Here is a 23,801-nt window from a genome sequence, read left to right as displayed (position 1 = left end):
GAGGACCCACGCATGTCCGTTCCCAGCCCGACCCCCCGCCGCCTCGCGGCGCTGACCGCCACGGCGGCCACCGGCCTCGCCGGCCTCGGCCTGGCCGCGGTCGTCTCCGCTCCCTCGGCCGGTGCCGACGAGGCGACGGTCCCGACGCTGACCTGGGGGCTCTCCAGCTACTTCACCACCAGCCACCTCACCGCCACCGCGAGCGGGGACGCCACCGTCACGGACGGGATCGCGACCTTCCCCGACGGCGAGGGCACCGTGGACCCGGAGACGGGCGAGGCCGAGGTGACCTACGCGGGCACCGTGACCGGCGCCTTCGCCTACGCGGGCAACACCGTCTACAGCGTCACCTTCGCCGACCCCACGCTCGTGGTCGAGGCGGACGGCTCGGGCGAGGTCACCGCCGACGTCTCCTGGTACGTCCAGGGCACGACCGGCGACACCGCCCGGGTCACCCTCACCACGTTCTCGGGCGCGGCCTGGACCGACGAGGACGAGGACGGCGTCGACGAGCTCACGGTCACCCCCGACTGGGAGGGCGTGCTGGAGCCGGGCAGCGACGAGGCCACCGCGCTGGGCCTGACCACGAACAGCAGCGGCACGCCCGTCCCCGTCGACGGCAAGTCCTGGTCGCCCGAGCTCCTGGCCCAGCTCAGCTCGTCCGTCCGCGCGCTCTTCTACGCCTCGGGCAGCAGCAACGACGCCCTCAAGCAGCCGCAGGCGATCACCGCGACGGCCGAGGAGGCCGAGACGGCGGAGGCGGCGACCCCGAGCGTCACCGCCGAGGTCACGACCCAGAACCACGGCACGGTGAAGGTCTCGGTCACCGGCACCGGCTTCACCGCGGGCGAGAACGCCGGCGACGACGGCGTCTACGTCGGCCTGGCCCCGTCCGGCGGCCTGCCCGACACGTCCTCGCAGGAGTCGGCCTCCGCGTTCGCGGCATCGGCCTGGATCGCCGGCTCCGCGCTGGACGACGACGGCGGCTTCACCACCACCCTCACGGCCGACCCGGCCGACCTCGACGCCTCCACCGGCTGGAGCGTCTACACCTGGCGCGCCCACGGCCACTCCGACGACTCGATGGACACCGTCACCGAGGTGTCCCTCGACTGGAAGGCCCTGGGGCTGAAGAAGGCCGCGAGCACCACCACCGCCGCCTGGAAGCGGACCCCCGCCGTCGGCCGGGCCGGCCGACTGCGTGCCGTCGTGAAGGGGGCCTACACCCGGCCCACGGGCACCGTGCGCGTCCGCGTGGTCAAGGCCGACGGGTCGCGGACCGTGGTGCGGAAGGTGTCGGTGAAGAAGGTCGCCGCCCGTCGGGCGGCCGGCGTGGTGACGCTGCCGAAGCTGGGCAAGGGTCGCTGGACGGTGGCCGTGCGCTACCTCGGCTCGGACTACTACCGGGCCTCGACGGTGTCGCTCACGCGCGCGGTGCGCTGAGCGGCGCGGCGGCGGTGCCCCGGCTCGGGCCGGCGGCACCCGCCGCCATCGCCGCCTCGTTCGCCGGGTCGTCCGGGCACGGGAGGCCCAGCCCCCGGAGCAGGAAGCGCTCGAGGACGTCGGCCGGCACGCCCCGCCCGGCCAGGCACGAGCGCACCAGGACGGCGGCCGAGTCGACGTCCAGCGCCAGGTGCCCGGTCGTCGAGACGTCCAGCAGGACGCCGCGCAGGGCCGCGTCCTCGGCTGCCAGCTCGCTCAGGATCTCCTCGCGGGCGCCCGGAGGCAGGACGTCGACGACGCTGCGCCCGAGGATCCACGCGTCGCGGTCGACCAGGTGCAGCGCCAGGTAGCCGCGCAACCGGGCGACGGCGTCGTCGCAGCTGGCCAGCTCCTCCTCGAGGGCGGCCAGGTAGCGCGCGGTCTCGCCCTGCACGTAGGCGACCGCGACCGACGCCTTGTCGGTGTAGTGGTGGTAGATCGCCGTGCGACCGATGCCGGCCCGCGAGGCGATGTGGGCCATCGTCAGCGACTCGTAGGTGCGCTCGCCGAGCAGCAGCGCGAAGGCGTCCAGCACCCGGGCCTGCAAGCGGGCGCTGTGCTCGGCCATGCTGAGGCCGGGCGTCCGCAGGGGCATACGACCACCATAGTGACCGCTGACGGCCTGTCGATGCCGCCCGCGGTACAGGTCACACCGGTACGGACGTCGCGGGAGAACCCTCAGGTCCGGCCCAGGGCTGCCGGTTCAGGGCTGCCGGTTCAGGGCTGCCGGCTCAGGGCTGCCGGCACCGGCGCGGTCAGCATCGCCACCGACATGGCCACGAGGTTCGCCACGAAGTCGTCCTCGTCCAGCTGCTGGCGGTGGTGCGGCCCCGCGACGCCGCGCTCGGCCCGCTCCAGGGCCCGCGCGCGGTCGCTCACGGCCCGCAGCGCGAAGCCGGAGTAGACGTTGAGCCGCTCGCGCAGCAGCGCCTCCGGCATGGCGGGCATGCGCGAGGCGATGAGCTCGAAGACCTGGTACCCGCCGGTGCGCTCGAGCGCCGCGCGGACGTCGGGGTCGTCGTCGACGACCTCGTCCGCGACGAGCTCGGCGAGGATCACCGGGTAGCAGCGCCCGCGCCAGCCGGTGCCCGCGAGCTCCACCATGGGGCGGATCGAGGGCTCCAGCGCGGACGCGAGGTCGTCGTCGGGGCGGCTGCGGGCCACCTGGAGCAGGCGGAGCTCGCGCTCGGCGAGGAACTCCGCGTGCTGGTCAAGGACGGCGGCGAGCAGCTTCTCCCGCGAGCCGAAGTGGTAGTGGACGGCGCCGCGGTTGCGCTGGCCCGCCTGGCGCGTGATGTCGAGCAGCGAGGCGTTCGCGGCACCGTGCTCGGCGAACGCGCGGGTGGCCGCCTCGACTAGCTTGGCCCGGGTGGTGCGACCGAGCTCGCGGGCGTCCTGGGGCCGGGTGGCCTCGTCGGTCCCGGTCCCGGTCCCGGGCTGGCTGGGCTCTGTCACGGTCCTGGCCTCCGTCCTGCTCAGAGGGCCGGGACGACGCGGGCCAGCAGCCCGCCCATCCGCTCGGCCGCGGCCCGGCCGGCCTCGAGCACCTCGGCGTGGTCGAGGGGCTCGCCGGTGATCCCGGCCGCGAGGTTGGTGACGAGGCTGAGGCCGAGGACCTCCATGCCGGCCTCGCGGGCGGCGATCGCCTCGAGGGTCGTGCTCATCCCCACGAGGTGCCCGCCGATCGCCCGGACCATGCCGATCTCGGCGGGGGTCTCGTAGTGGGGGCCGGGGAACTGGACGTAGACGCCCTCGTCGAGGGTCGGGTCCAGCTCGCGGCACAGCGTCCGCAGACGCGAGGAGTAGAGGTCCGTCAGGTCGACGAAGCGCGCACCCGTCAGGGGCGAGCGGCCGGTGAGGTTGATGTGGTCGCTGATGAGCACCGGGGTGCCGGGGGACCAGGTCTCCTTGAGCCCGCCGCAGCCGTTGGTGAGCACGATGGTGCGGCAGCCCGCGGCCGCCGCCGTGCGGACGCCGTGGACGACCGCGTCCACGCCCCGGCCCTCGTAGTAGTGGGTGCGGGAGCCGAACAGCAGCAGGCGCTTGTCGCCGAGCGCGAGAGAGCGGACGGTGCCGCTGTGGCCCGCGACCGCCGCGGCGGAGAAGCCGGGGAGCTCGGTGACGTCGACGACGGCGTCGGGCTCACCGAGGCCCTCGGCGGCCGGCAACCAGCCGGAGCCCAGGACGAGCGCGACGTCGTGCCGCTCGACGCCCGTCAGCTCGGCCAGCCGGGCGGCGGCCTGGTCCGCGAGGGCGTACGGGTCGGTGGTCGCGTCGCTGGTCACCCGTGCACCCTACGCGGCCCGGTCTGGTCCGCTCGTGCCCGACAGGCGTCCTTCACTGCTCCTTCACGTGGGTCGCGCGCGCCGACCGACGCGCCGCCCCCGCCCACGCTCAGGCGGTGCCGGGGCTCAGAGGCCGGTGGAGCGGCAGTCGCGGTTGCGCACCGCGTGCACGTAGTCGGCCGGGGCGCCGGCGGCCTCGGCCGCGTCGGCCAGCACGCCGAGGTGCAGCGCCGAGGGCAGGCCGCCCTCGTAGGCGTCCAGCACGTAGGTCCACACGACCTGCTCGCCGCTCATCGTGCTGATCCGCACCTTGGTCTTGCGGTACAGGCCGGATTCGGCCATCTCCACCTGGTCGAGGACCGACTCGTCCTCGCGCGTCACGTCGTAGACCGCCACGAAGACCTGCTCGAAGGGGTCCTGGACGATGGTCGGCAGCGCGCCGTCCCAGCCGTGCTCCTCGCCGCCGAAGGTGAGCCGCCAGCCGGTCAGCCACCCCGTGGTCTCCAGCGGGGAGTGCGGGCAGCGCTCGCTCATGCGGGCCGGGTCGAGGTTGCTGCCGTAGGCGGCGTACAGCGTCACGGGACCGAAGGTTAACCCGTGGCCCGGGCGCCTCGGACGGAGCACTAGGCTGGGCGCCGTGACCCACTTCGATGTTCTGGTTCTTGGTGCCGGCCCCGGCGGTTACGTCGCGGCCATCCGTGCGGCTCAGCTCGGCAAGTCCGTCGCCGTGATCGAGGAGAAGTACTGGGGCGGTGTCTGCCTCAACGTCGGGTGCATCCCGTCCAAGGCGCTCCTGAAGAACGCCGAGCTCTCCCACGTGCTCACCCACGAGAAGGCCAAGTACGGCATCGAGGGCGACGCCTCGATGTCCTTCGGCCCGACGCACGCCCGCTCCCGCAAGGTGAGCGAGGGCATCGTCAAGGGTGTCCACTACCTGATGAAGAAGAACAAGATCACCGAGATCGACGGCTGGGGCACCCTCACGGGCCCCAAGAGCGTCGACGTCCGCGGCAAGGACGGCTCGGTGACCGCCTACACCTGCGACAACCTCATCATCGCCGCGGGCGCCCAGGTGCGGATGCTCCCCGGCATGACCAAGTCGGCCAACGTCGTGACCTACGAGGAGCAGATCCTCGACGCGAACCTGCCCGGCTCGATGATCATCGGCGGCTCCGGCGCGATCGGTGTCGAGTTCGCCTACGTGATGAAGAACTTCGGCGTCGACGTGACGATCGTGGAGTTCCTCGACCGCATGGTGCCCACCGAGGACGCGGACGTGTCCAAGGAGCTCCTCAAGCACTACAAGAAGCTCGGCATCAACGTGCTGCTCTCGACCAAGGTCGAGAACGTCGAGGACACCGGCTCCGGCGTCCGCGTCACCGTCAGCCCGGCGGCCGGCGGCGACTCCCAGGTCATCGAGGCCGACAAGATGCTCGCCGCCTTCGGCTTCGCGCCGCGGGTCGAGGGCTACGGCCTGGAGAACGCCGGCGTCGCCCTCACCGAGCGTGGCGCCATCGCGATCGACGAGTACGGCCGGACCAACGTCGAGGGCGTCTACGCCATCGGCGACGTGACCGGCAAGATGATGCTCGCCCACGTGGCCGAGGCCATGGGCATCGTCGCCGCCGAGGTCATCGCCGGCGAGGAGACCATGCCGGTCGAGTTCGACTTCATCCCGCGCGCCACCTACTGCCAGCCGCAGATCGGCTCGTTCGGCTACTCCGAGCAGCAGGCCCGCGACAAGGGTTACGACGTCAAGACCGCGACCTTCCCGTTCTCCGCGAACGGCAAGGCCCAGGGCCTGGGCGACGCCGTCGGCTTCGTCAAGGTCGTCGCGGACGCCGAGCACAACGAGATCCTCGGCGCCCACATGATCGGCCCGGACGTCACCGAGCAGCTGCCGGTGCTGACCCTGGCTCAGAAGTGGGACCTCACCGCCGACGAGGTGGCCCGCAACGTCTTCGCGCACCCGACCCTGTCGGAGGCCGTGAAGGAGGCCGTCCACGGCATCACGGGCCACATGATCAACCTGTGACGCACCGGGCCGGGCAGTGGGGAGACCCCCCGCTGCCCGGCCCGTGACACGTCCCCGGGCGTGTCCTGGGGCCGCCCCCGTCGGCCCCGCCCCTCCACCGACCACCCGCAGCACCGGCGCACCGGCCGGCAGCCACGAGCGAGGAGCACCGCATGAACCGGACCGACGAGCGCGTCGTCATCGTCGGAGGTGGCCCCGGCGGCTACGAGGCGGCCCACGTCGCCGCGCAGCTCGGCGCCCAGGTCACCGTCATCGACCGCGACGGTCTCGGCGGCTCCGCGGTGCTCACGGACTGCGTGCCGAGCAAGACGCTCATCGCCACCGCCGGCCTCATGACGGACGTCCGCGCCGCCGCCGAGCTGGGCATCACGCTCGGCTCGCCGGGCCACCGCTCCGGCGACGCCGCCGAGAACGACGGCGTGACCGTCGACCTCGCCAAGGTCAACGCCCGCGTGCTCGCGCTGGCCGCGGAGCAGTCCCGCGACATCGAGGCCCGGCTGCGCCGCGACGGCGTGCAGATCGTCGCCGGCACCGGCCGCCTCGACGGCCCCGGCCGGGTGATCGCCACCGCGGCGGACGGCACCGAGACCGTCCACGAGGCCGACGCGGTCCTGCTCGCCACCGGCGCGCACCCGCGCACGCTGCCCACGGCCCAGCCGGACGGCGAGCGCATCCTGACGTGGGAGCAGGTCTACGACCTGACCGAGCTGCCCGAGAAGCTGATCGTGGTCGGCTCCGGCGTCACGGGCGCCGAGTTCGCCAGCGCCTACCTCGCCCTCGGCGTCCCCGTCACCCTCGTCTCCTCGCGCGACCGCGTGCTGCCGGGCGAGGACGCGGACGCCTCCCGCGTGCTCGAGGAGGTCAGCCAGCGCCACGGCATGGAGGTCATGAGCCTCTCGCGGATGGCCTCGGTGACGCGCGACGGCGACGTCGTGACCGTCGAGCTCACGGACGGCCGCAGCGTCCAGGGCTCGCACTGCATCCTCGCCCTCGGCTCGATCCCGAACACCGCCGGGCTGGGCCTGGAGGAGGCCGGCGTCAGCCTCGACGCCGGTGGGTTCGTCCAGGTCGACCGCGTCTCGCGGACCACCGCCCGCGGCGTCTACGCGGCCGGCGACTGCACCGGCGTGTTCATGCTCGCCTCGGTGGCCGCCATGCAGGGCCGCATCGCGATGTACCACGTCCTCGGCGACGCGGTGCACCCGCTGGACCTCAAGACGGTCTCCTCGAACGTGTTCACCGCCCCCGAGATCGCCACCGTCGGGTGCTCCCAGAACGCCGTCGACACCGGCGAGATCCAGGCCGAGACGGTCATGCTGCCGCTCTCGGGCAACCCCCGCGCCAAGATGCAGGGCGTGCACGACGGCTTCGTGAAGCTGTTCTGCCGCCCCGGCAGCCGCGTCGTGGTCGGTGGCGTCGTGGTGGGCCCGCGCGCCTCCGAGCTCATCCACCCGGTGGCCCTGGCGGTGGCCGAGTCGATCACCGCCGACCAGCTCGCCCAGGCCTTCACCGTCTACCCCTCGCTGTCCGGCTCGGTGGCCGAGGCGGCGCGGCGGCTGCACACCGCCTGAGCCCCGCTCACCCCCCCGTCCGGCCACCTGTCTGGCCCCTGTCCGGCGGGCCCGCGGAACGGACCGAAACGGTCCGTTCCCCGGCGCGGGTTGGACCGACCGGGCATGCTCGATGTCTCATCGTCACCGACCCGCTCGCGTGCGCGAGCACCGTCGAGCAGTGGAGCAGCATGTCTCGGAAGCGCCAGTCCACCCGTCCCACCCAGGCCACCCGCCGGTCCCGCCGCGGCCTCGCCGGCGCCCTGCTGGCGGCCGCGCTGCTGCCCGGCGTCCTGGCCCCGGGGGCCGCCTCCGCCGCGACGGCCGAGGCCACGACGGGCACCACCACCGCCGGGTCCGCCGCCCGGTCCGGCAGCGTCCTGACCCTCCAGGGTCGGGGGTACGGCCACGGCAAGGGCCTGTCCCAGTGGGGCGCCGAGGGCGCGGCGCGGCAGGGCGTGGGGTGGAAGCGGATCGTGCGGTTCTACTACCCGCACACGCGCATCGGGAAGGTGGGCGGCTCGATCCGGGTGCTCGTCACCGCCGACACCGACCGTGACACCCGCGTCGTGGCCACCAGCGGCCTCGTGGTGAAGTCCCTCGGGTCCGGGGCGGTGGTCGACGTGGCGGCCAAGCACCCGCGCGCGGTGCAGTGGCGGCTGCGTCCGGCCTCGAAGAAGCGGACGCTGGTGCAGTACAAGCTCGCCGGCAAGCGCTGGACGTCCCTGCGCACCGTGCCGGGCGAGGCGCAGTTCCAGGCCGACGGCCCGCTCACCCTCGTGACCCCCAGCGGGCGCACCTCCTACCGCGGCGCGCTGCGCAGCAGCGCCGCCGTGACCGGGGGCCGCGACCGGCACACGGTCAACGTGCTGCCGCTCGAGCAGTACCTGCGCGGGGTCGTGCCGCTCGAGGCCTATCCGTCGTGGCACGCCGCGGCGCTGCGCTCCCAGGCGGTGGCGGCCCGCACCTACGCCGCGTTCGAGCGCGCCGAGTACCGCAGCCGGTACTACCAGATCTGCGACACCACCTCCTGCCAGGTCTACGGGGGCGCGGACGCCGAGTACGGCACCACGGACGCCGCGATCCGCGCGACGCGCAAGGCCGCGATGACCCGGAGCGGCAAGCCGATCTTCGCGCAGTTCTCGGCCAGCGACGGTGGCTGGACGCAGGGCAGCAGCCTCGCCTACCAGATCGACCAGAGGGACCCGTGGGACCGCTGGTCGGGCAACCCGTACCGCTCCTGGACGGTGTCCTTCACGGCGGCGCAGCTGCGTGCCGCGTTCCCCGGCGTGGGGGCCTTCCGGCGGGTGAAGGTGCTCGCGCGCGACGGCAACGGCGCCTGGGGCGGCCGCGTCACCTCGATCCGGGTCGTCGGCGCGCAGGGCTCGGTGACGGTCACCGGGGACGCCTTCCGCTCGGCGCTCGGGATGTACTCCACCTGGTTCCGCAAGGCCTGACGGGGCGCGCCGGGGAGCCTGAAGGTTCGGCAAAGGTCTGACCGGTTCGGCTGCCCGCGGCGCCGGGCGCGTGTTCCCATGAGTCCCGTGAACCCCCCTCGCCCCTCCCGCCACGCCCGCCTGCTCGCCGGACTGCTGGTCTCGGGGCTGGCGGCCTCGGCGGGCTCGCTGGGCCTCCTCGCCACGGCGGGGCCGGCCTCCGCGGCGACGGGCAAGCACACCTGGGACGTCTCGGGGACGACGACCCTGCGGCTGCCCGGTCGCGGGTACGGCCACGGCCACGGGATGAGTCAGTACGGCGCGGAGGGCGCGGCGCGCGAGGGGCTCGACGTCGACGACATCCTCGCCTTCTACTACCCGGGCACCACGCAGACGCAGGTCGGCGGGCGACTGCGCGTGCTGATCAGCGACGACACCGACAACCGGCTCGTGGTGCTCCCGGTGGCGCGGCTGGCGGTGCGCGACCTGAGCACGGGGGAGCGGACCCCGCTCCTCGCGCTCGGGGCCGGGCTCGGCAGCCGGGGGCAGGACGCCGACCGCTACCGGCTGCGGCCCCTGGCCGACGGCGGCACCGAGGTGGCCGCCCACGTGACCGGAGAGGGCTGGAGCGTCCTGCTGCGCACCGCGGGCGACGCCCAGCTCGGCGCCGCCGACCACCCGATCACCCTGGTGACGGACGACGGTCAGGCCACGTACCGGGGCAAGCTGCGCTCCGCCACGGTGACCGCGGGCGAGCGCACCCGGGACACCGTCAACGTGGTGAAGGTCGACGACTACCTGCGGGGCGTGGTGCCGCGCGAGATCCCGGCCTCGTGGAGCGCGGCGGCGGTGCAGGCCCAGGCGGTCGCCGCCCGCACCTACGCCGTCTACGAGCGCGAGCACCCCCGCTCGTCCGCCTACGACCTCTGCGACACCACCTCGTGCCAGGTCTACGGGGGCTACGACGCGGAGGTGGCCGCCTCCGACACGGCGGTGGCCGAGACGGCCGGGACGATCCTCACCTACGACGGGGCGGCGGCGTTCACGCAGTTCGCCTCGAGCAACGGCGGCTGGTCCTCGGCGGGCTCCGCGCCCTACCTGGTGGCCGAGAAGGACCCGTACGACGGGTGGTCGGGCAACCCCGTGCACACCTGGGAGACGACCGTGAGCGTGGCGAGCCTGGAGGCCCGCTGGCCCGCGGTGGGGGACCTGGAGAAGGTCGTGGTGCTGGACCGGGACGGCCACGGACGCTGGAAGGGCCGGGTGCTCTCGATCCGACTGGTCGGCAGCGGCGGCTCGGTGACGATGAGCGGCGACACCTTCCGCTCCGCGCTCGGGCTGCGCTCGACCTGGTTCACGGTGCGGCTGGGCTGACCCGGGTCAGCACGGCCCGGACCACGAGGCCCGCGACCAGCGCCCAGAAGCCGGCGCCCACGCCGCCCACGACGACGCCGGAGGCCGCGACGACGAGGCACACCGCCGCGGGCAGGTGGTCCTCCTTCGACTCCAGCGCGCCTGAGAGGGCTGACGCGAGGGTGCCGAGCAGCGCCAGCCCGGAGGCGGCCTGCACCACGCCGTCGGGGGCGGAGGCGACGAGCGCCGTGAGCGCGGCGCAGCCGACGGCGAGCACGAGGTAGCTGACCGCCGCCGAGATCGAGGCGATCCAGCGCTTGTCGTGCCGCGGCCCCGCCTCCGGGCCGGCGCTGAGCGCGGCGGTGATCGCGGCCAGGTTCACCGCGTGGCCGCCGAAGGGGGCGGCGAGGACGGTGCCGAGCCCGGTCACCGTCATCGACTCCCGCCACGGGACCCGGTAGCCGAAGCCGCCCATGACGGCGACGCCGGGGACGTTCTGGCTGGCCATCGTCACCACGTAGAGCGGCAGGGCGACACCCACCAGCGCCGAGACGGACCAGGCGGGCAGCGTGACGGACAGCGACGGCGCGAGGTCGGCGGCCGCCACGCCGTCACCGGCCACCACGACGACGCCGAAGGCGACGAGCAGCGCCGCGGGCACCGCCCAGCGCGGCGTCAGCCGGACCAGGACCAGCCAGGTGAGCACCACCGGCCCCACCAGCAGGGGGGAGCGGACGAGTGCGATGGCGGGTTCCGCGCACAGCGGCAGCAGGACGCCGGCGAGCATGGCGCGCGCCAGCGAGGGCGGGATGCGCCCGACCAGGTTGCCCAGGGCCGGCACCAGGCCGGTGAGGACGACGAGGACGCCGGTCACCACGAAGGCGCCGACCGCGGCCGGCCAGCCGCCGGCGACGGCACCGGTGGACGCGAGCAGCGCGGCCCCCGGCGTGGACCAGGCCAGCGAGACCGGGACGCGGTGGCGCAGCGCCAGCCAGAGCATGCCCAGCGCCTGCGCCACGCACAGGGCGAGCACGCCGCTGGCGGCCTGGGCCGGGGTGGCGCCGACGGCGGTCAGGCCCGCCAGCACCACGACGAAGGAGCTGGAGAACCCGACGACCGCCGTGACGACGCCCGCCGCGACCGGCTGGGCGACGCGGTAGGTCTCGCCGCTCGGGGCGGCCGCGCTCACGCCAGGACGAGGACCAGGTCCCCGCCCTCCACGGCCTGGGTCCCGGAGAGCGCGACCCGGGTGACGGTGCCCGCGACGGGGGCGGTGATGGCCGCCTCCATCTTCATCGCCTCGATGGTCGCGACGGTCTCGCCGGCCTCGACCTTCTGGCCCTCCTCGACGCCGACCGTGACGACGCCCTGGAAGGGTGCCGCGACGTGGCCGGGCCGGGCCGGGTCGGCCTTCTCCGCGGTCGCGACCTTGGCCGAGACCGAGGTGTCGCGCACCTCGATCGGGCGCAGGTGGCCGTTGATGAGGGTCATGACGGTGCGGTAGCCGCGCTCGTCGGGCTCGCTGATCGACTGCAGGCCGAGCAGCAGCGTCTTGCCCTCGCCCAGGCTCACCGTGTGCTCGACGCCCTTGCGCAGGCCGTAGAGGTAGTCCAGCGAGGACAGCTGCGAGAGGTCGCCGTAGGTCTCGACCGTCTCGGTGAAGATCTTCGTCGGGCCGGGGAACAGCAGCTGGTTGAGGGTGGCCCGGCGCTGGGAGACGAGGCCGGCCTCCTGCTCCGGGGTCAGGTCCTCGTTGGGCGGGGTGTAGGCCCGGCCCTCGAGGGCCTTGGTGCGGAAGGGCTCCGGCCAGCCGCCGGGCGGGTCGCCCAGGTCGCCGTGGAGGAAGCCGATGACCGAGTCGGGGATGTCGAACTTGCCGGGGTCCTCGGCGAACGCGGCCGGGTCGGCCCCGGCGCCCACGAGGGCCAGGGCGAGGTCGCCCACCACCTTCGAGGACGGCGTCACCTTCACCAGGTGGCCGAGGATGCGGTCGGCCGCGGCGTACATGTCCTCGACCTGCTCGAACTTCTCGCCCAGGCCGAGCGCCTTCGCCTGGGTGCGCAGGTTGGAGAGCTGGCCGCCCGGGATCTCGTGGGTGTAGACGCGACCGGTGGGGGCGTTGAGGCCCGACTCGAACGGCGCGTAGACCCGGCGGGTCGCCTCCCAGTACGGCTCGAGCGCGTTGACGGCGTCCAGGGAGAGGCCGGTCTCGCGCGGGGAGTGGTCGGTGGCCGAGACCAGCGCGGAGAGCGGCGGCTGGCTGGTGGTGCCGGCCATCGAGGCGCAGGCGGCGTCCACGGCGTCCACGCCCGCGTCGATCGCCGCGGTGAGGGTGGCCAGCTGGCCACCGGCGGTGTCGTGGGTGTGCAGGTGCACCGGCAGGTCGAAGTTCTCGCGCAGGGCGGTGACCAGGCGGCGGGCGGCGGGGGCCCGCAGCAGGCCGGCCATGTCCTTGATGGCGAGGACGTGGGCGCCGGCGTCGACGATGCGCTCGGCCAGGCGCAGGTAGTAGTCGAGGGTGTACAGGTCCTCGCGCGGGTCCGAGAGGTCGCCGGCGTAGCAGAGCGCCACCTCGGCCACCGTGCTGCCGGTGGCGCGCACGGCCTCGATCGCGGGCCGCATCTGGTCGACGTCGTTGAGGGCGTCGAAGACGCGGAAGACGTCGATGCCGGTGGCGGCCGCCTCCTCGACGAACGCGTCGGTCACCTTGGTCGGGTACGGGGTGTACCCGACGGTGTTGCGACCGCGCAGCAGCATCTGGAGGGCGATGTTGGGGACGGCCTCCCGCAGGCGGGCCAGCCGCTCCCACGGGTCCTCGCCCAGGAAGCGCAGGGCCACGTCGTAGGTGGCGCCGCCCCAGCACTCCAGGGACCAGAGCTCGGGGGTCGTGCGGGCCACGTACGGGGCGACCGCGGTGAGGTCGCGGGTGCGGACGCGGGTCGCGAGCAGCGACTGGTGGGCGTCGCGGAACGTGGTGTCGGTGACGGCCACGTCCGTCCGGGCGCGCAGCGCCGCCGAGAAGGCCTCCGGGCCCAGCTCGAGCAGCTGCTGGCGGGTGCCGGCGGGCGGGGCCACCGAGAGGTCGACGGCCGGCAGCTTGGCCCGCGGGTCCAGCGAGAGCAGGGCGGGGCCGTGGGGCTGGTTGACCGTGACGTCCGCGAGGTAGGTGGCCAGCTTGGTGGCGCGGTCGCCCGAGCCGCGCGCGTGCAGGAGCTCGGGGTGGGTCTCGATGAACGAGGTGGTGACGTGCCCCGAGGAGAAGTCGGGGTCGGCCAGGAGGGCCTGCAGGAACGGGATGTTGGTCGCGACGCCGCGGATGCGGAACTCGGCGACGGCCCGGCGGGCCTTCTCGACGGCCTTCTCGAAGGTGCGGCCGCGGCAGGTGAGCTTGGCCAGCATGGAGTCGAAGTGGGCCGAGACCTCGGCGCCGGTGTAGACGGTGCCGCCGTCCAGGCGGATGCCGCCGCCGCCCGGCGAGCGGTAGGTGGTGATACGCCCGGTGTCGGGGCGGAAGTTGTTGGCCGGGTCCTCCGTGGTGATGCGGCACTGGAGGGCCGCGCCGCGCAGCTGGACGGTCTCCTGGGAGAGCCCGAGGTCGGCCAGCGTGGCCCCGGAGGCGATCCGCAGCTGGGCCTGCACCAGGTCGACGTCCGTGACCTCCTCGGTCACGGTGTGCTCGACCTGGATGCGCGGGTTCATCTCGATGAAGACGTAGTTGCCGGCCGGGTCCAGCAGGAACTCGACGGTGCCGGCGCAGGAGTAGCCGATCTCGCGGGCGAAGCGCACCGCGTCGGCGCACATCCGCTCGCGCAGCTCCGGGTCCAGGTTGGGGGCGGGGGCGATCTCCACGACCTTCTGGTGGCGGCGCTGCACCGAGCAGTCGCGCTCGAAGAGGTGGATGACGTTGCCCTCGGCGTCCGCGAGGATCTGGACCTCGATGTGGCGCGGGTCGACGACCGCCTGCTCGATGAAGACGGTCGGGTCGCCGAAGGCGCCGTCCGCCTCGCGCATGCAGGTCTCCACGGCCTCGCGCAGCTGCGCCGGGTCGTCCACGCGGCGCATGCCTCGACCGCCGCCGCCGGCGACCGCCTTGACGAACAGGGGGTAGGGGATGCCCTCGCGCTCGACCTCGGCCAGGAGCAGGTCGACGTCCGTGGACGGCTCGACCGAGCGCAGGGTCGGGACGCCGGCGGCCTTGGCGGCCGCGATGGCGCGGGCCTTGTTGCCGGTCAGCTCGAGCACGCGGGAGGAGGGGCCGACGAAGGTGATCCCGGCGCCCGCGCAGGCCTCGGCCAGCGCGGGGTTCTCCGACAGGAAGCCGTAGCCCGGGTAGATCGCGTCGGCGCCGGCGCGGACCGCGACCTCCACGATGCCCTCGGGGTCGAGGTAGGCCTTGACCGGGTGGCCGAGCTCGCCGATCTCGTAGGCCTCGTCGGCCTTCAGGCGGTGCTCGGACCAGCGGTCCTCGTGCGGGAAGACGGCGACCGTGCGGGCGCCCAGCTCGTAGGAGGCGCGGAGGGCCCGGATCGCGATCTCACCGCGGTTGGCCACGAGAACCTTGGAGAACATGGGGCACACGCTATCCACAGCGGGCCCTGTGACCCGCCTCGTCTCGGGGTGCGGCTCCCACCTGGCGGGAGGCTCCGGCTCAGCGGACGGGGGCGTTCGCTCCCCGGCCCTCCTCGGGCCCGGTCACCTGGGTGAACGGCTCCAGCAGGCCCGGCTGCGCGCGCAGGGCGAGCGCCACCGCGACGTCCTCGGGCACGTCGAGCACGGTGACGCGCTGCGGGCCGCCGGCGGTGGTGGCGTCGAGGCTGACGAGGCCCGCCCGGCGCTGGAACCAGGAGTCCCGCCACGTCCAGCCGATCACGTGGTCGAGGTCGAGGACGTGGGTGCGCTGCACCAGCGACCCCTGGCGCGCGACGAGGTGGCGCTCGGTGAGCGCGTGGCCCAGAGCCCGCGCCCGGGACCGGGCCAGCCACGCCGCCGGGAGCAGCAGGACGGCGCAGGCCACCGGCACCCCGAGGCGCAGCCCGTCGAGCAGCACGCCCGGGGTGGCGTGGGGGAGCAGCAGCGGGACGACGAGGGCGACCGGGGCCACGACCAGCAGCGGCGTGAGCGTCCGCCGCCACCGCCGGCGGGTTGCGGCGGCGCCGTGCCGCGCGAGACCGGCGTCCAGCCGGTCCAGGGGATCGGGGTCGTCGAGCACGGCCGCTCCCGTCGTGCGCAGCACCGCCGCCGGGGCCGGCGGGACGAGCTCGAGGGTGCCCCGGTCCTCGCGGTCGAGGCCGGTGGTCATCGCCTCGAGGCGGCCGGCGCCGACCGCGCGCAGGCCCACCGGGGCGCTGAGCACCACGCCGGAGACGCGGGCGGCGTCGAGGGTCGTCTCGCGGGTGGTGAGCAGGCCCCGGCGCAGCCGCCACACGTCCCCGCGGGGCCCGGCCTCGCGGGTGAGCACGAGACCCCACGAGGTGGCGAGGTAGCCGAGGGCGGCGAGCACCGGGACCGCCACCAGCACCACGAGGAGCAGGAGCACGGTGAGCGCCACGGCGCCCGACCAGGTGTGCGGCAGCCACTCGGGCCGGGGGTTGATGCCCAGTGCCTGGAGCACGGGCACCACCACCTGGCTGCCACCGCCGACCACCACGCCGGACAGGGCCAGGCCCGCCATCGACAGCGGGGCGTAGCGGGCCCAGCGCGGGTCCAGTCGGAGCACCGTGGTCGGGGGCCGGTCGGCGGGGAGGGCGGGGCTGGGCTCGGTGGAGAGGTCGGCTTGCAGGTCGGCGGTGGGCTCGGCGTCCCCGTTGTCGGGCCCGTCCGCCTCCGCGCGCGCCAAGGCCGCCCGCTCCAGCAGGCTGCGGCGCAGCGCCTCCGCCCGGGCGGTGCGCAGGCCGTCCAGCTCGAGGCCGCTGCCGTCGGCGCTGGTGCCGGTGCCGATGCGCACGCTCGCGAGCCCGAGGAGCCGGTGGACGAGGGTGGAGGACAGGTCGACGGTGCGCACCCGGTCCAGCGGGGCGGTGAGCACCCGGCGGGCCAGCAGCCCGCGGCGCAGCTCCACGCGCTCGGGACCGAGGCGGTACTCGGTGGTGAGGTAGCTCCACACGCCCGTCCCGGCGACGACGAGCAGGCCGAGCAGCTCCCAGGGGGCGTTGAAGGGCCCCGAGAGCGCGCGGCCGGCGACCACCACCGGGACGAGCAGCGGCAGCAGCGGCCCGAGCTGCCGGAACGGGTGGACCAGCAGCATCCGCGGGTCCAGCCGCTCCCAGGGCTGCTCGGCGTCCTCCGGCGTCGGCTCCGGCGTCGGCTCCTGCGTCACGTCCCGTCGCCCCCGCTCGCCCGGGCTGCGCGGGTGAGCTCGGCGGCGAGCTGCTCGGCGGCCGGCAGCGCCAGGTAGGGGATGCGCAGGGCGCCAGCGGCGCTGGCGGTGGTCACCCGGACCTCGGCCAGGCCCAGCGCCCGGTCGAGCACGCCCTGGTCGACGTCCACCGTCTGCACCCGCGAGAGCGGGGCGAGCCGCCGCTCGCGGGTCCACCAGCCGGTCTGCGTGTAGACCGCCTCGTCGGTGACCTCCCAGCGGTGCACGCGGTAGCGCCACGGCGGCACCACGAGGGCCTGGACGACGTCCAGCCCGATCAGCAGCCAGGGCAGCCAGGGCGGGACGAACCGGTCGGGCACGAGCCAGACGGCGATCAGCACGATCGCCACGCCGAGGACGACGATCCCGGCCTCGCCGACGTACCAGCGCAGCAGTGCCCGCCGGTCCAGGCGGTGCGCCGGTGGGCGCAGCCGCACGGGGCCGGCGGGCACGGGGCTCAGCCCTTGAGCTCGCAGATGACCTGGCCCTGGGTGACGGTCTCGCCGACCGCCGCCGACAGGCCGGTGACGGTGCCGGCCTTGTGCGCCTTGAGCGGCTGCTCCATCTTCATCGCCTCGATGACCACGACGCTGTCGCCCTCGGCGACCTCCGCGCCGTCCTCGACGAGGACCTTGACGACGGTGCCCTGCATCGGGCTGGTCACCGCGTCGCCGGAGGCCGCGGAGCCGGCCTTCTTGGCGGCACGCTTGGGCTTCTTGGCGGCGGAGGCGGCCGGCGCGGCCCCCACGGAGCCGAGGCCGCCGGGGAGGCTGACCTCGAGGCGCTTGCCACCGACCTCGACGACGACGGTCTGGCGCTCGGCCTCCTCGTCGGCCTCGCCGAAGGCGCCGCTGTAGGGCTCGATCTGGTTGTCGAACTCGGTCTCGATCCAGGTCGTGTAGACGCTGAAGTGACCGGTGTGGTCGTCGCCGGTGCCGATGAACGCCGGGTCGTCGATGACGGCCCGGTGGAACGGGATGACGGTCGGCATGCCGTCGACGACGAACTCGGCGAGGGCGCGGCGCGAGCGCTCGAGCGCGTGCTGGCGGTCGCGGCCGGTGACGACGAGCTTGGCGATGAGGGAGTCGAAGGAGCCGGGGATGGTCTGGCCGGCCTCGTAGCCGCCGTCGACGCGGACGCCCGGGCCCTGCGGCGGCGCCCACGCGGTGAGGGTGCCCGGCGCCGGCATGAAGTTGCGGCCGCCGTCCTCGGCGTTGATCCGGTACTCGATGGAGTGGCCGCGGATCTCGGGGTCGTCGTAGCCGAGCTCCTCGCCGGCGGCGATGCGGAACATCTCGCGGACGAGGTCGATGCCGGTGACCTCCTCGGAGACGCAGTGCTCCACCTGGAGGCGGGTGTTGACCTCGAGGAAGGAGATGGTGCCGTCCTTGGCGACGAGGAACTCGCACGTGCCGGCACCGACGTAGCCGGCCTCCTTGAGGATCGCCTTGGAGGAGGAGTAGAGGCGCTCGAGCTGCTCGGGGGTGAGGTAGGGGGCCGGGGCCTCCTCGACGAGCTTCTGGTTGCGGCGCTGGAGCGAGCAGTCGCGGGTCGAGACGACCACGACGTTGCCGTGGGTGTCGGCGAGGCACTGGGTCTCGACGTGGCGGGGCTGGTCGAGGAACTTCTCCACCAGGCACTCGCCCCGGCCGAAGGCGGTGACGGCCTCGCGGACGGCGGACTCGTAGAGGTCCGGGATCTCCTCGATCGTGCGGGCGACCTTGAGGCCGCGGCCGCCGCCGCCGAAGACGGCCTTGATGGCGACCGGCAGGCCGTTCGCCTCGGCGAAGGCCACGACCTCGTCGGCGCCGGAGACCGGGTCCTTGGTGCCGGGGGCCAGCGGGGCGCCGGCGCGCTCGGCGATGTGCTTGGCCTTGGCCTTGTCGCCGAGCGCGTCGATCGCGGCGGGGGAGGGGCCGATCCAGGTCAGCCCCGCGTCGATGACGGCCTGGGCGAACTCGGCGTTCTCGGCGAGGAAGCCGTAGCCGGGGTGCACGGAGTCGGCGCCGGAGCGCTTCGCCACGTCGATGATCTTGGCGATGTCGAGGTACGTCTCGGCCGGGGTCGCCCCGCCCAGGGCGTAGGCCTCGTCGGCGAGCCGGACGAAGATCGCGTCCCGGTCCGGGTCGGCGTAGACGGCGACGCTGCCGATGCCCGCGTCCTTGCAGGCCCGGACGACCCGGACTGCGATCTCGCCTCGGTTGGCGATGAGGACCTTCTCAAGGGGCTTGGTGGTGGGCACGTGCGCTCCTGCCTGGTGTGCTTCTTCGTCTGTGCATCTCGCTGTATGTCCCGCCCGGTGCTTCTCGCCCGGAGTCCTGCGGGCGGTCCCACGGCTCCGGCGAGCGGCCCGCGGGCGCGGATCCGCGGTCACAGTACCGCCGCGCGCTCCCGGCCGGTGTGGCACATCTGTCTCGGAACTACTTGCGCTCGGGGGCCGGAGCCCTCTCGTCACGGGACGCCGTCCGGCGGGACCGCACCGCCGGACCTCTCAGGTCGGGGGCCGAGGCGCCGATCCCGGCCTCAGCCGGGCCCGTCGAGTGGGTCGAGCAGGGGCCCGCGCCGAGAAGGAGGACGACGTTGTCCGCACCAGTCCTGGAACGCTCCCGTGCCTGGGGACCGCCGACCCCGGTGGACCCCGCCGGCGCGCACGACGCCACGGCGGGGCCCGCGACGCCCGCCCCACGGCGCCGCACCTCGCTGCGTGACCTCCCGGTCGCGGTGCGGGTGCTCGCGTGCGCCGTGGTCGGGCTGGTCGCGGCCGGGGTCGTGGGGGCCGTGGGCCTCGTCGAGCTGGCCGCCCTGGGGGAGGACGTCGACGCCCTCTACGAGCGCAACGTCCGGGCCGGGCTGCTGACGGCCGATCTCGTCGCCGACGTCGACGAGATCGGCATCGCGGTCCGCGAGGGGGCCCTGGAGCCGGACGCCGCGGACACCCGCGACGTCCTCGCCGACGTCCCCGTGCTGGCCGCGGCGGCCGACGAGGACGTCGCCGCCCTCGAGACGCTGGGGCTGGGGCCGGAGGCCGAGGACCTGCTCGCGGAGGCCGGCAGGGAGCTGGACGCCGGCGTGGCGTACGCCGAGGACGTGCTCGCGCCGCTCGCGATCGCGGGGGACGACGCGGCCTGGCTGGCCGCGTCCCGGGCGGACGAGGGCCAGCACCTGGTGACCGCGCGGAGCCTGCTGCACGAGGTCGCCGACCTCGAGTCCGCCGAGGCCGCCGCCACCGTCGCCGCGAGCGACGACGACTACGCCCGGGCCCGGCTCGTCGTGCTCGGCACCCTGGGGCTCGGCGTGCTCGCCGCCGCGGCCGTGGGGCTGCTGGTCTCGCGGCGGATCGGCACGGACCTCGCCGCGGTCGGCGGCGTGGCGGACGCGCTGGCCGCGGGCGACCTCACCGCCTCCTCCGGCGTCGACTCGCGCGACGAGCTCGGCCGGATGGCCGCCAGCCTCGACCGCGCCGCCGACGTGGTGCGCGGGCTGATGCGCACCGTCCACGACTCCTCCGACGCCCTCGCGGCGGCCTCCGAGGAGCTCTCGGCGTCCGCCACCCAGATCGCCGCCGGCGCGGAGGAGACGGCGGTCCAGGCGGTGGTCGTCTCGGACGCGGCGGAGGAGGTCTCCCTGCACGTGCGCACCGTCGCGGCGGGCTCGGAGGAGATGGGCGCCTCGATCCGCGAGATCTCGCAGTCCGCCGGCTCGGCGGCCCACGTCGCGGACGACGCGGTCCGCCTGATGGAGCAGGCCACCGACGGGGTGGCGCGCCTGGGCGACTCCAGCCGGGAGATCGGCGAGGTCGTCCGTGCCATCACCGACATCGCCGAGCAGACGAACCTGCTCGCGCTCAACGCGACGATCGAGGCGGCCCGGGCGGGGGAGTCCGGCAAGGGCTTCGCCGTGGTCGCCAGCGAGGTCAAGGACCTCGCCCAGGAGACCGCGCGTGCCACGGAGGACATCTCCTCCCGGGTCGCCGCGATCCAGGCGGACGCGGCGCTCGCCGTCGACGCGATCGGCGCGATCAGCGGGGTGGTGCACGAGATCAGCGACCACCAGACCTCGATCGCCTCGGCGGTGGAGGAGCAGACCGCGACGACGGCCGAGATGACCCGCACCATCGCGGAGGCCGCGGCCGGCTCGGACCAGATCGCCGGGAACATCTCGGGGGTCTCGGACGCCGCGGGCTCGACGACGCAGGCGCTGGCGCAGACCCGCCTGGCCGTCGACGAGGTGGCGCGGATGGCTGCGGAGCTCCGGGTCGCGGTGACGCGGTTCCGGGTCTGAGCGGAGCCCGCCCCGGCCGGCTTCACGCGCCTGGTTAACAAACGCTAACCGGACACGTAGCCTGCCCCCATGCACGCCTTCGAGCTCTCCCGCGACCACCAGGAGTTCAGGGCGAGCGTGGCCGCCTTCGCCCGCGAGCGGGTGGCCCCGTTCGCGCACGAGTGGGACCGCGCGCACGCCTTCCCCCTGGACGCCGTGCGGGAGATGGGTGAGCTGGGGCTGTTCGGGCTCACCACGCCCGAGCACCTGGGCGGCTCCGGTGGGGACCTCACCAGCCTCTGCGTGGCGATCGAGGAGATCGGCCGGGTCGACCAGTCGCTCGGGATCACGCTGGAGGCGGCCGTCGGCCTCGGCATCGCGCCCCTCCTGCGCTACGGCACCGCCGAGCAGCAGGAGCGGTGGGTCCCCGACCTGGCCGCCGGCCGCGCGCTCGCGGCGTTCGGCCTCACCGAGCCGGGGGCGGGCTCGGACGCCGGGGCGACGCGGACCCGGGCCGTCCTCGACGGCGGCGAGTGGGTGCTCGACGGGGCCAAGCAGTTCATCACCAACTCGGGCACCGCGATCACCTCGCTGGTCACCGTCACTACGCGGACGGGCGAGCGCCCCGACGGGAGCCCCGAGATCTCGGCCGTCCTGGTTCCTGCGGGGACGCCGGGCCTCACCGTGGGGCCGGCCTACGACAAGCTCGGCTGGCACGCCTCGGACACCCACCCGCTGACCCTCGAGGCGTGCCGGGTGCCGGAGGAGAACCTGCTGGGCGTGCGCGGCCGCGGCTACGCCCAGTTCCTCGCCACCCTGGACGAGGGACGCGTCGCGATCGCCGCGCTCGCGGTCGGCTGCCTCCAGGCCTGCCTCGACGCCGCCCTCGTCCAGGCCCGCGAGCGCGAGGTCGGCGGTGCGCCGATCGGACGGCGGCAGGCGGTCGCCTTCCAAGTGGCCGACCTCGAGGCGTGGACGACGACCGCGCGGGTGCTCACCCACCGCGCCGCCGCGATGGTGGACGCCGGGCGGCCGGCCGCCGAGGTGAAGCAGGCCGCGGCCACGGCCAAGCTGGTCGCCACCGAGCACGCCGTCGCGGCCACGCGCGTGGCGACCCAGCTCCTGGGCGGCTACGGGTTCATGGAGGAGCACCCGGTGGCCCGGTTCTACCGGGACGCGAAGGTGCTCGAGGTGGGGGAGGGCACCTCCGAGGTGCAGCGGCTGGTGCTCGCCCGCGGGCTCGGCCTGCCCGTGGACTGGTAGGCGGCCGGCGGCGGCGTGACGTCGGGCACGACGGCGCGCTCGACGTCCCCGTCACCCCCGTGCACTCCCGTACCCTGGTGCGTCATGGGCAACCGATGGCGTCGACTCGTCGCCGAGGCCACCCGGTTCCTGGCCGTCGGCGGCCTGGCGACCATCGTGGCCGCGGTGCTCTTCAACGTGCTCGCGCACGGGGTCGGCCTCATGGACCACGCGCTGCTGGAGGGGCACCCGATCTGGGCCTACGTCGTCGCCAACGTGGTCGGCATGGGGATCAGCTACCGGGGCACGCGGTCGTGGGCGTTCCGGCACCGGCCGACGACCCACGCCGACGGCGGTCGCACGGCCTTCGTGATCATCAACGTGCTCACCATGACGCTGCCGATCGGCTGCCTGTGGACCACCCGGCACCTGCTCGGGCTGGCCGACCCGATCAGCGACAACGTCTCGGCCAACGTGGTGGGCCTGGCGCTCGGCGTCGGCGCCCGGTTCTGGCTCTTCCGCACGTTCGTCTTCACCCACCCCGACCGGGCGGCCGGCAGCGGCGAGCCGCTGCTCAGCGAGGCGCCCACAGGCTCGGCCAGGCATGTCCCAGCCGTCGCACCAGCTGTCGGAGCAGCGGAAGGCTGACGCCGACGACGTTGTGGGGGTCGCCCTCGATACCCGTGACGAACGCGCCGCCGAACCCGTCGAGGGTGAAGGCGCCTGCGACCTGGAGCGGCTCCCCGGTCGCCACGTAGGCGGCGATCTCGCCGTCGTCGAGGTCGGCGAACGTCACGCTCGTGGACCCGCAGCCGCGCGCGGTCTCGCCCGTGGCGACGTCCAGGAGGCTGTGCCCGGTGTGCAGGACGCCGGTGCGACCGCGCATCGCCTGCCACCGGCGCGTGGCGACCTCGGGGGTCCCGGGCTTGCCGAGGGCCTCCCCGTCGAGCTCCAGCACGGAGTCGCAGCCGAGCACCAGCGCGTCGGCCGGCACCTCCGGCCGCCGGGCGACCGCCGCGCACTTGAGGTCGGCCAGGCCCTGGGCCAGGTCGGCGGGGGCCAGGGCGTCGAGCTGGGACTCGTCGACCCCGGAGACGAGGACGAGCGGGTCGAGGCCGGCGGTGCGCAGGGTGGCGAGGCGGGCGGGCGAGGCGGAGCCCAGGACGAGGGTGGTCACGACCCCGACGCTAGCGCCTCGGTGGCGGGCGTCAGGAGCTCGCCAAAGGTGCAGCGGGTGAGGTCGGCGACGGGGGAGTCCTCGCCCCCGAGCGTGGCCGCCGGCGCCCCCATCGAGCCGAGGATCGTGAGCAGCATCCCGTGGGCCAGGAAGTCCCGGGCCGCGTCCGGGGTGCAGCCCGTGCGCTGGACCGTGGCGAAGATCCGCCCCATGGCGCGGCGGCCGACGGCGCCGATCTCGGGCACGGCCCCGGCGGCGAAGCCGTGGAGCAGGACGGGCAGCAGCATCGGGTCGTCGGCGAGCATCGCCTTGTAGGCGTGGCCGAGCCGGCCCCAGTCGTCCTCGTCGTCGGGGTCGAAGGGGCGCTCGTCGACGACCGCGGCGAAGGTGGCGTCCACCCGCTCGCCGACGGAGGCGAAGACCTCGAGGAAGAGGGCGAGCTTCCCGCCGAACATCCGCACGACGTACGGCTGGGAGATCCCGGCCTCGCGCGCGACGGCGTCGGTGCTCGTGCCGTGGTAGCCGTGCGCGGCGAAGGCGCGGGTGGCGGCGGCGAGGATCTCCTCGCGCCGCTCGTCGGAGGACATCCGGGGCGACATGGTTGACAGGTTATCAGTCCATTACTT

Annotated in this window: 19 protein-coding genes; 8 read left to right on the top strand and 11 right to left on the bottom strand. The window is 74.6% G+C overall.

The window, feature by feature from the left end; genetic code table 11:
- The first annotated feature begins 12 nt into the window (after window positions 1-12).
- Complete coding sequence (locus tag E8D37_RS05695) at window positions 13-1,443, top strand: HtaA domain-containing protein (protein WP_168929633.1); 1,431 nt, start codon at window positions 13-15, stop codon at window positions 1,441-1,443.
- Here E8D37_RS05695 and E8D37_RS05690 read toward each other — a convergent pair.
- The 4 genes from E8D37_RS05690 to E8D37_RS05675 form a co-directional block, all read right to left on the bottom strand.
- On the bottom strand, window positions 1,424-2,077 hold the full coding sequence (locus E8D37_RS05690; RefSeq protein ID WP_136568780.1) for a TetR/AcrR family transcriptional regulator: 654 nt from the start codon (window positions 2,075-2,077) through the stop codon (window positions 1,424-1,426). The two genes, E8D37_RS05695 and E8D37_RS05690, sit on opposite strands and share 20 nt — an antisense overlap.
- 122 nt (window positions 2,078-2,199) lie before the next feature.
- Entirely contained in the window at window positions 2,200-2,937 is a 738-nt protein-coding gene (locus tag E8D37_RS05685; protein WP_136568779.1) for a TetR family transcriptional regulator, read from the bottom strand.
- 20 nt (window positions 2,938-2,957) lie between these two features.
- On the bottom strand, window positions 2,958-3,767 hold the full coding sequence (locus tag E8D37_RS05680; protein ID WP_136568778.1) for a purine-nucleoside phosphorylase: 810 nt from the start codon (window positions 3,765-3,767) through the stop codon (window positions 2,958-2,960).
- A gap of 126 nt (window positions 3,768-3,893) precedes the next feature.
- Window positions 3,894-4,346 (bottom strand): gamma-glutamylcyclotransferase family protein, encoded by a 453-nt coding sequence (locus tag E8D37_RS05675; protein WP_136568777.1) that lies wholly within the window; start codon window positions 4,344-4,346, stop codon window positions 3,894-3,896.
- A gap of 58 nt (window positions 4,347-4,404) precedes the next feature.
- On the opposite strand from E8D37_RS05675, the gene lpdA reads away from it, so the two are divergent.
- The 4 genes from lpdA (at window position 4,405) to E8D37_RS05655 (ending at window position 10,162) form a co-directional block, all read left to right on the top strand.
- Entirely contained in the window at window positions 4,405-5,802 is a 1,398-nt protein-coding gene (gene lpdA / locus E8D37_RS05670; protein ID WP_136568776.1) for a dihydrolipoyl dehydrogenase, read from the top strand.
- A 152-nt stretch (window positions 5,803-5,954) separates the two neighbouring features.
- Window positions 5,955-7,373 carry an NAD(P)H-quinone dehydrogenase gene (locus E8D37_RS05665; RefSeq protein ID WP_136568775.1) on the top strand — a complete coding sequence of 473 codons (1,419 nt, stop codon included), beginning with the start codon at window positions 5,955-5,957 and terminating at the stop codon, window positions 7,371-7,373.
- A gap of 170 nt (window positions 7,374-7,543) precedes the next feature.
- On the top strand, window positions 7,544-8,809 hold the full coding sequence (locus E8D37_RS05660) for a SpoIID/LytB domain-containing protein (protein ID WP_136568774.1): 1,266 nt from the start codon (window positions 7,544-7,546) through the stop codon (window positions 8,807-8,809).
- An 87-nt stretch (window positions 8,810-8,896) separates the two neighbouring features.
- The gene (locus E8D37_RS05655) at window positions 8,897-10,162 is read left to right on the top strand and encodes a SpoIID/LytB domain-containing protein (RefSeq protein WP_168929632.1); all 1,266 of its coding nucleotides are present in this window, start codon (window positions 8,897-8,899) and stop codon (window positions 10,160-10,162) included.
- Here E8D37_RS05655 and E8D37_RS05650 read toward each other — a convergent pair.
- The 5 genes from E8D37_RS05650 to E8D37_RS05630 all read right to left on the bottom strand — a co-directional run bounded on the left by E8D37_RS05650 (window position 10,143) and on the right by E8D37_RS05630 (window position 18,738).
- Entirely contained in the window at window positions 10,143-11,330 is a 1,188-nt protein-coding gene (locus tag E8D37_RS05650) for a benzoate/H(+) symporter BenE family transporter (protein WP_136568772.1), read from the bottom strand. The two genes, E8D37_RS05655 and E8D37_RS05650, sit on opposite strands and share 20 nt — an antisense overlap.
- The gene (locus E8D37_RS05645; RefSeq protein ID WP_136568771.1) at window positions 11,327-14,710 is read right to left on the bottom strand and encodes a pyruvate carboxylase; all 3,384 of its coding nucleotides are present in this window, start codon (window positions 14,708-14,710) and stop codon (window positions 11,327-11,329) included. The genes E8D37_RS05650 and E8D37_RS05645 overlap by 4 nt, the downstream gene beginning before the upstream one ends.
- A gap of 79 nt (window positions 14,711-14,789) precedes the next feature.
- Complete coding sequence (locus E8D37_RS05640) at window positions 14,790-16,457, bottom strand: PH domain-containing protein (RefSeq protein WP_136568770.1); 1,668 nt, start codon at window positions 16,455-16,457, stop codon at window positions 14,790-14,792.
- The gene (locus tag E8D37_RS05635) at window positions 16,454-16,948 is read right to left on the bottom strand and encodes a PH domain-containing protein (RefSeq protein WP_206055583.1); all 495 of its coding nucleotides are present in this window, start codon (window positions 16,946-16,948) and stop codon (window positions 16,454-16,456) included. The genes E8D37_RS05640 and E8D37_RS05635 overlap by 4 nt, the downstream gene beginning before the upstream one ends.
- A 5-nt stretch (window positions 16,949-16,953) precedes the next feature.
- Entirely contained in the window at window positions 16,954-18,738 is a 1,785-nt protein-coding gene (locus E8D37_RS05630) for a biotin carboxylase N-terminal domain-containing protein (RefSeq protein ID WP_136568769.1), read from the bottom strand.
- A 338-nt stretch (window positions 18,739-19,076) separates the two neighbouring features.
- Here E8D37_RS05630 and E8D37_RS05625 point away from each other — a divergent pair, with 338 nt between their 5' ends.
- The 3 genes from E8D37_RS05625 to E8D37_RS05615 all read left to right on the top strand — a co-directional run bounded on the left by E8D37_RS05625 (window position 19,077) and on the right by E8D37_RS05615 (window position 22,646).
- Window positions 19,077-20,777, top strand: coding sequence for a methyl-accepting chemotaxis protein (locus E8D37_RS05625; RefSeq protein WP_206055582.1), 1,701 nt, complete (start codon window positions 19,077-19,079; stop codon window positions 20,775-20,777).
- A gap of 69 nt (window positions 20,778-20,846) precedes the next feature.
- The gene (locus tag E8D37_RS05620) at window positions 20,847-22,019 is read left to right on the top strand and encodes an acyl-CoA dehydrogenase family protein (RefSeq protein WP_136568768.1); all 1,173 of its coding nucleotides are present in this window, start codon (window positions 20,847-20,849) and stop codon (window positions 22,017-22,019) included.
- A gap of 84 nt (window positions 22,020-22,103) precedes the next feature.
- Complete coding sequence (locus tag E8D37_RS05615) at window positions 22,104-22,646, top strand: GtrA family protein (protein WP_136568767.1); 543 nt, start codon at window positions 22,104-22,106, stop codon at window positions 22,644-22,646.
- Here the strand turns inward: E8D37_RS05615 and E8D37_RS05610 are convergent.
- Both E8D37_RS05610 and E8D37_RS05605 read right to left on the bottom strand, forming a co-directional pair.
- Window positions 22,573-23,175 carry a nucleoside triphosphate pyrophosphatase gene (locus E8D37_RS05610; protein WP_136568766.1) on the bottom strand — a complete coding sequence of 201 codons (603 nt, stop codon included), beginning with the start codon at window positions 23,173-23,175 and terminating at the stop codon, window positions 22,573-22,575. The genes E8D37_RS05615 and E8D37_RS05610 overlap by 74 nt on opposite strands.
- Window positions 23,172-23,774, bottom strand: a complete 603-nt coding sequence (locus tag E8D37_RS05605) for a TetR/AcrR family transcriptional regulator (protein ID WP_240770210.1) — start codon at window positions 23,772-23,774, stop codon at window positions 23,172-23,174. Before E8D37_RS05605 ends, E8D37_RS05610 begins: the two co-directional genes overlap by 4 nt.
- Between the last annotated feature and the right edge of the window lie 27 nt (window positions 23,775-23,801).

The sequence above is a fragment of the Nocardioides sp. GY 10127 genome (assembly GCF_004919085.1).
Classification (GTDB): Bacteria; Actinomycetota; Actinomycetes; order Propionibacteriales; family Nocardioidaceae; genus Nocardioides.
This window is presented reverse-complemented; position numbering and strand designations above follow the sequence as displayed.

Excerpts from the sequence above, each read along its gene's own strand:
- E8D37_RS05690 (WP_136568780.1), bottom strand. The coding sequence starts at position 2,077 with ATGCCCCTGCGGACGCCCGGCCTCAGCATGGCCGAGCACAGCGCCCGC.
- E8D37_RS05665 (WP_136568775.1), top strand. The coding sequence starts at position 5,955 with ATGAACCGGACCGACGAGCGCGTCGTCATCGTCGGAGGTGGCCCCGGC.
- E8D37_RS05695 (WP_168929633.1), top strand. The coding sequence starts at position 13 with ATGTCCGTTCCCAGCCCGACCCCCCGCCGCCTCGCGGCGCTGACCGCC.
- E8D37_RS05605 (WP_240770210.1), bottom strand. The coding sequence starts at position 23,774 with ATGTCGCCCCGGATGTCCTCCGACGAGCGGCGCGAGGAGATCCTCGCC.
- E8D37_RS05615 (WP_136568767.1), top strand. The coding sequence starts at position 22,104 with ATGGGCAACCGATGGCGTCGACTCGTCGCCGAGGCCACCCGGTTCCTG.
- E8D37_RS05660 (WP_136568774.1), top strand. The coding sequence starts at position 7,544 with ATGTCTCGGAAGCGCCAGTCCACCCGTCCCACCCAGGCCACCCGCCGG.
- E8D37_RS05645 (WP_136568771.1), bottom strand. The coding sequence starts at position 14,710 with ATGTTCTCCAAGGTTCTCGTGGCCAACCGCGGTGAGATCGCGATCCGG.
- E8D37_RS05620 (WP_136568768.1), top strand. The coding sequence starts at position 20,847 with ATGCACGCCTTCGAGCTCTCCCGCGACCACCAGGAGTTCAGGGCGAGC.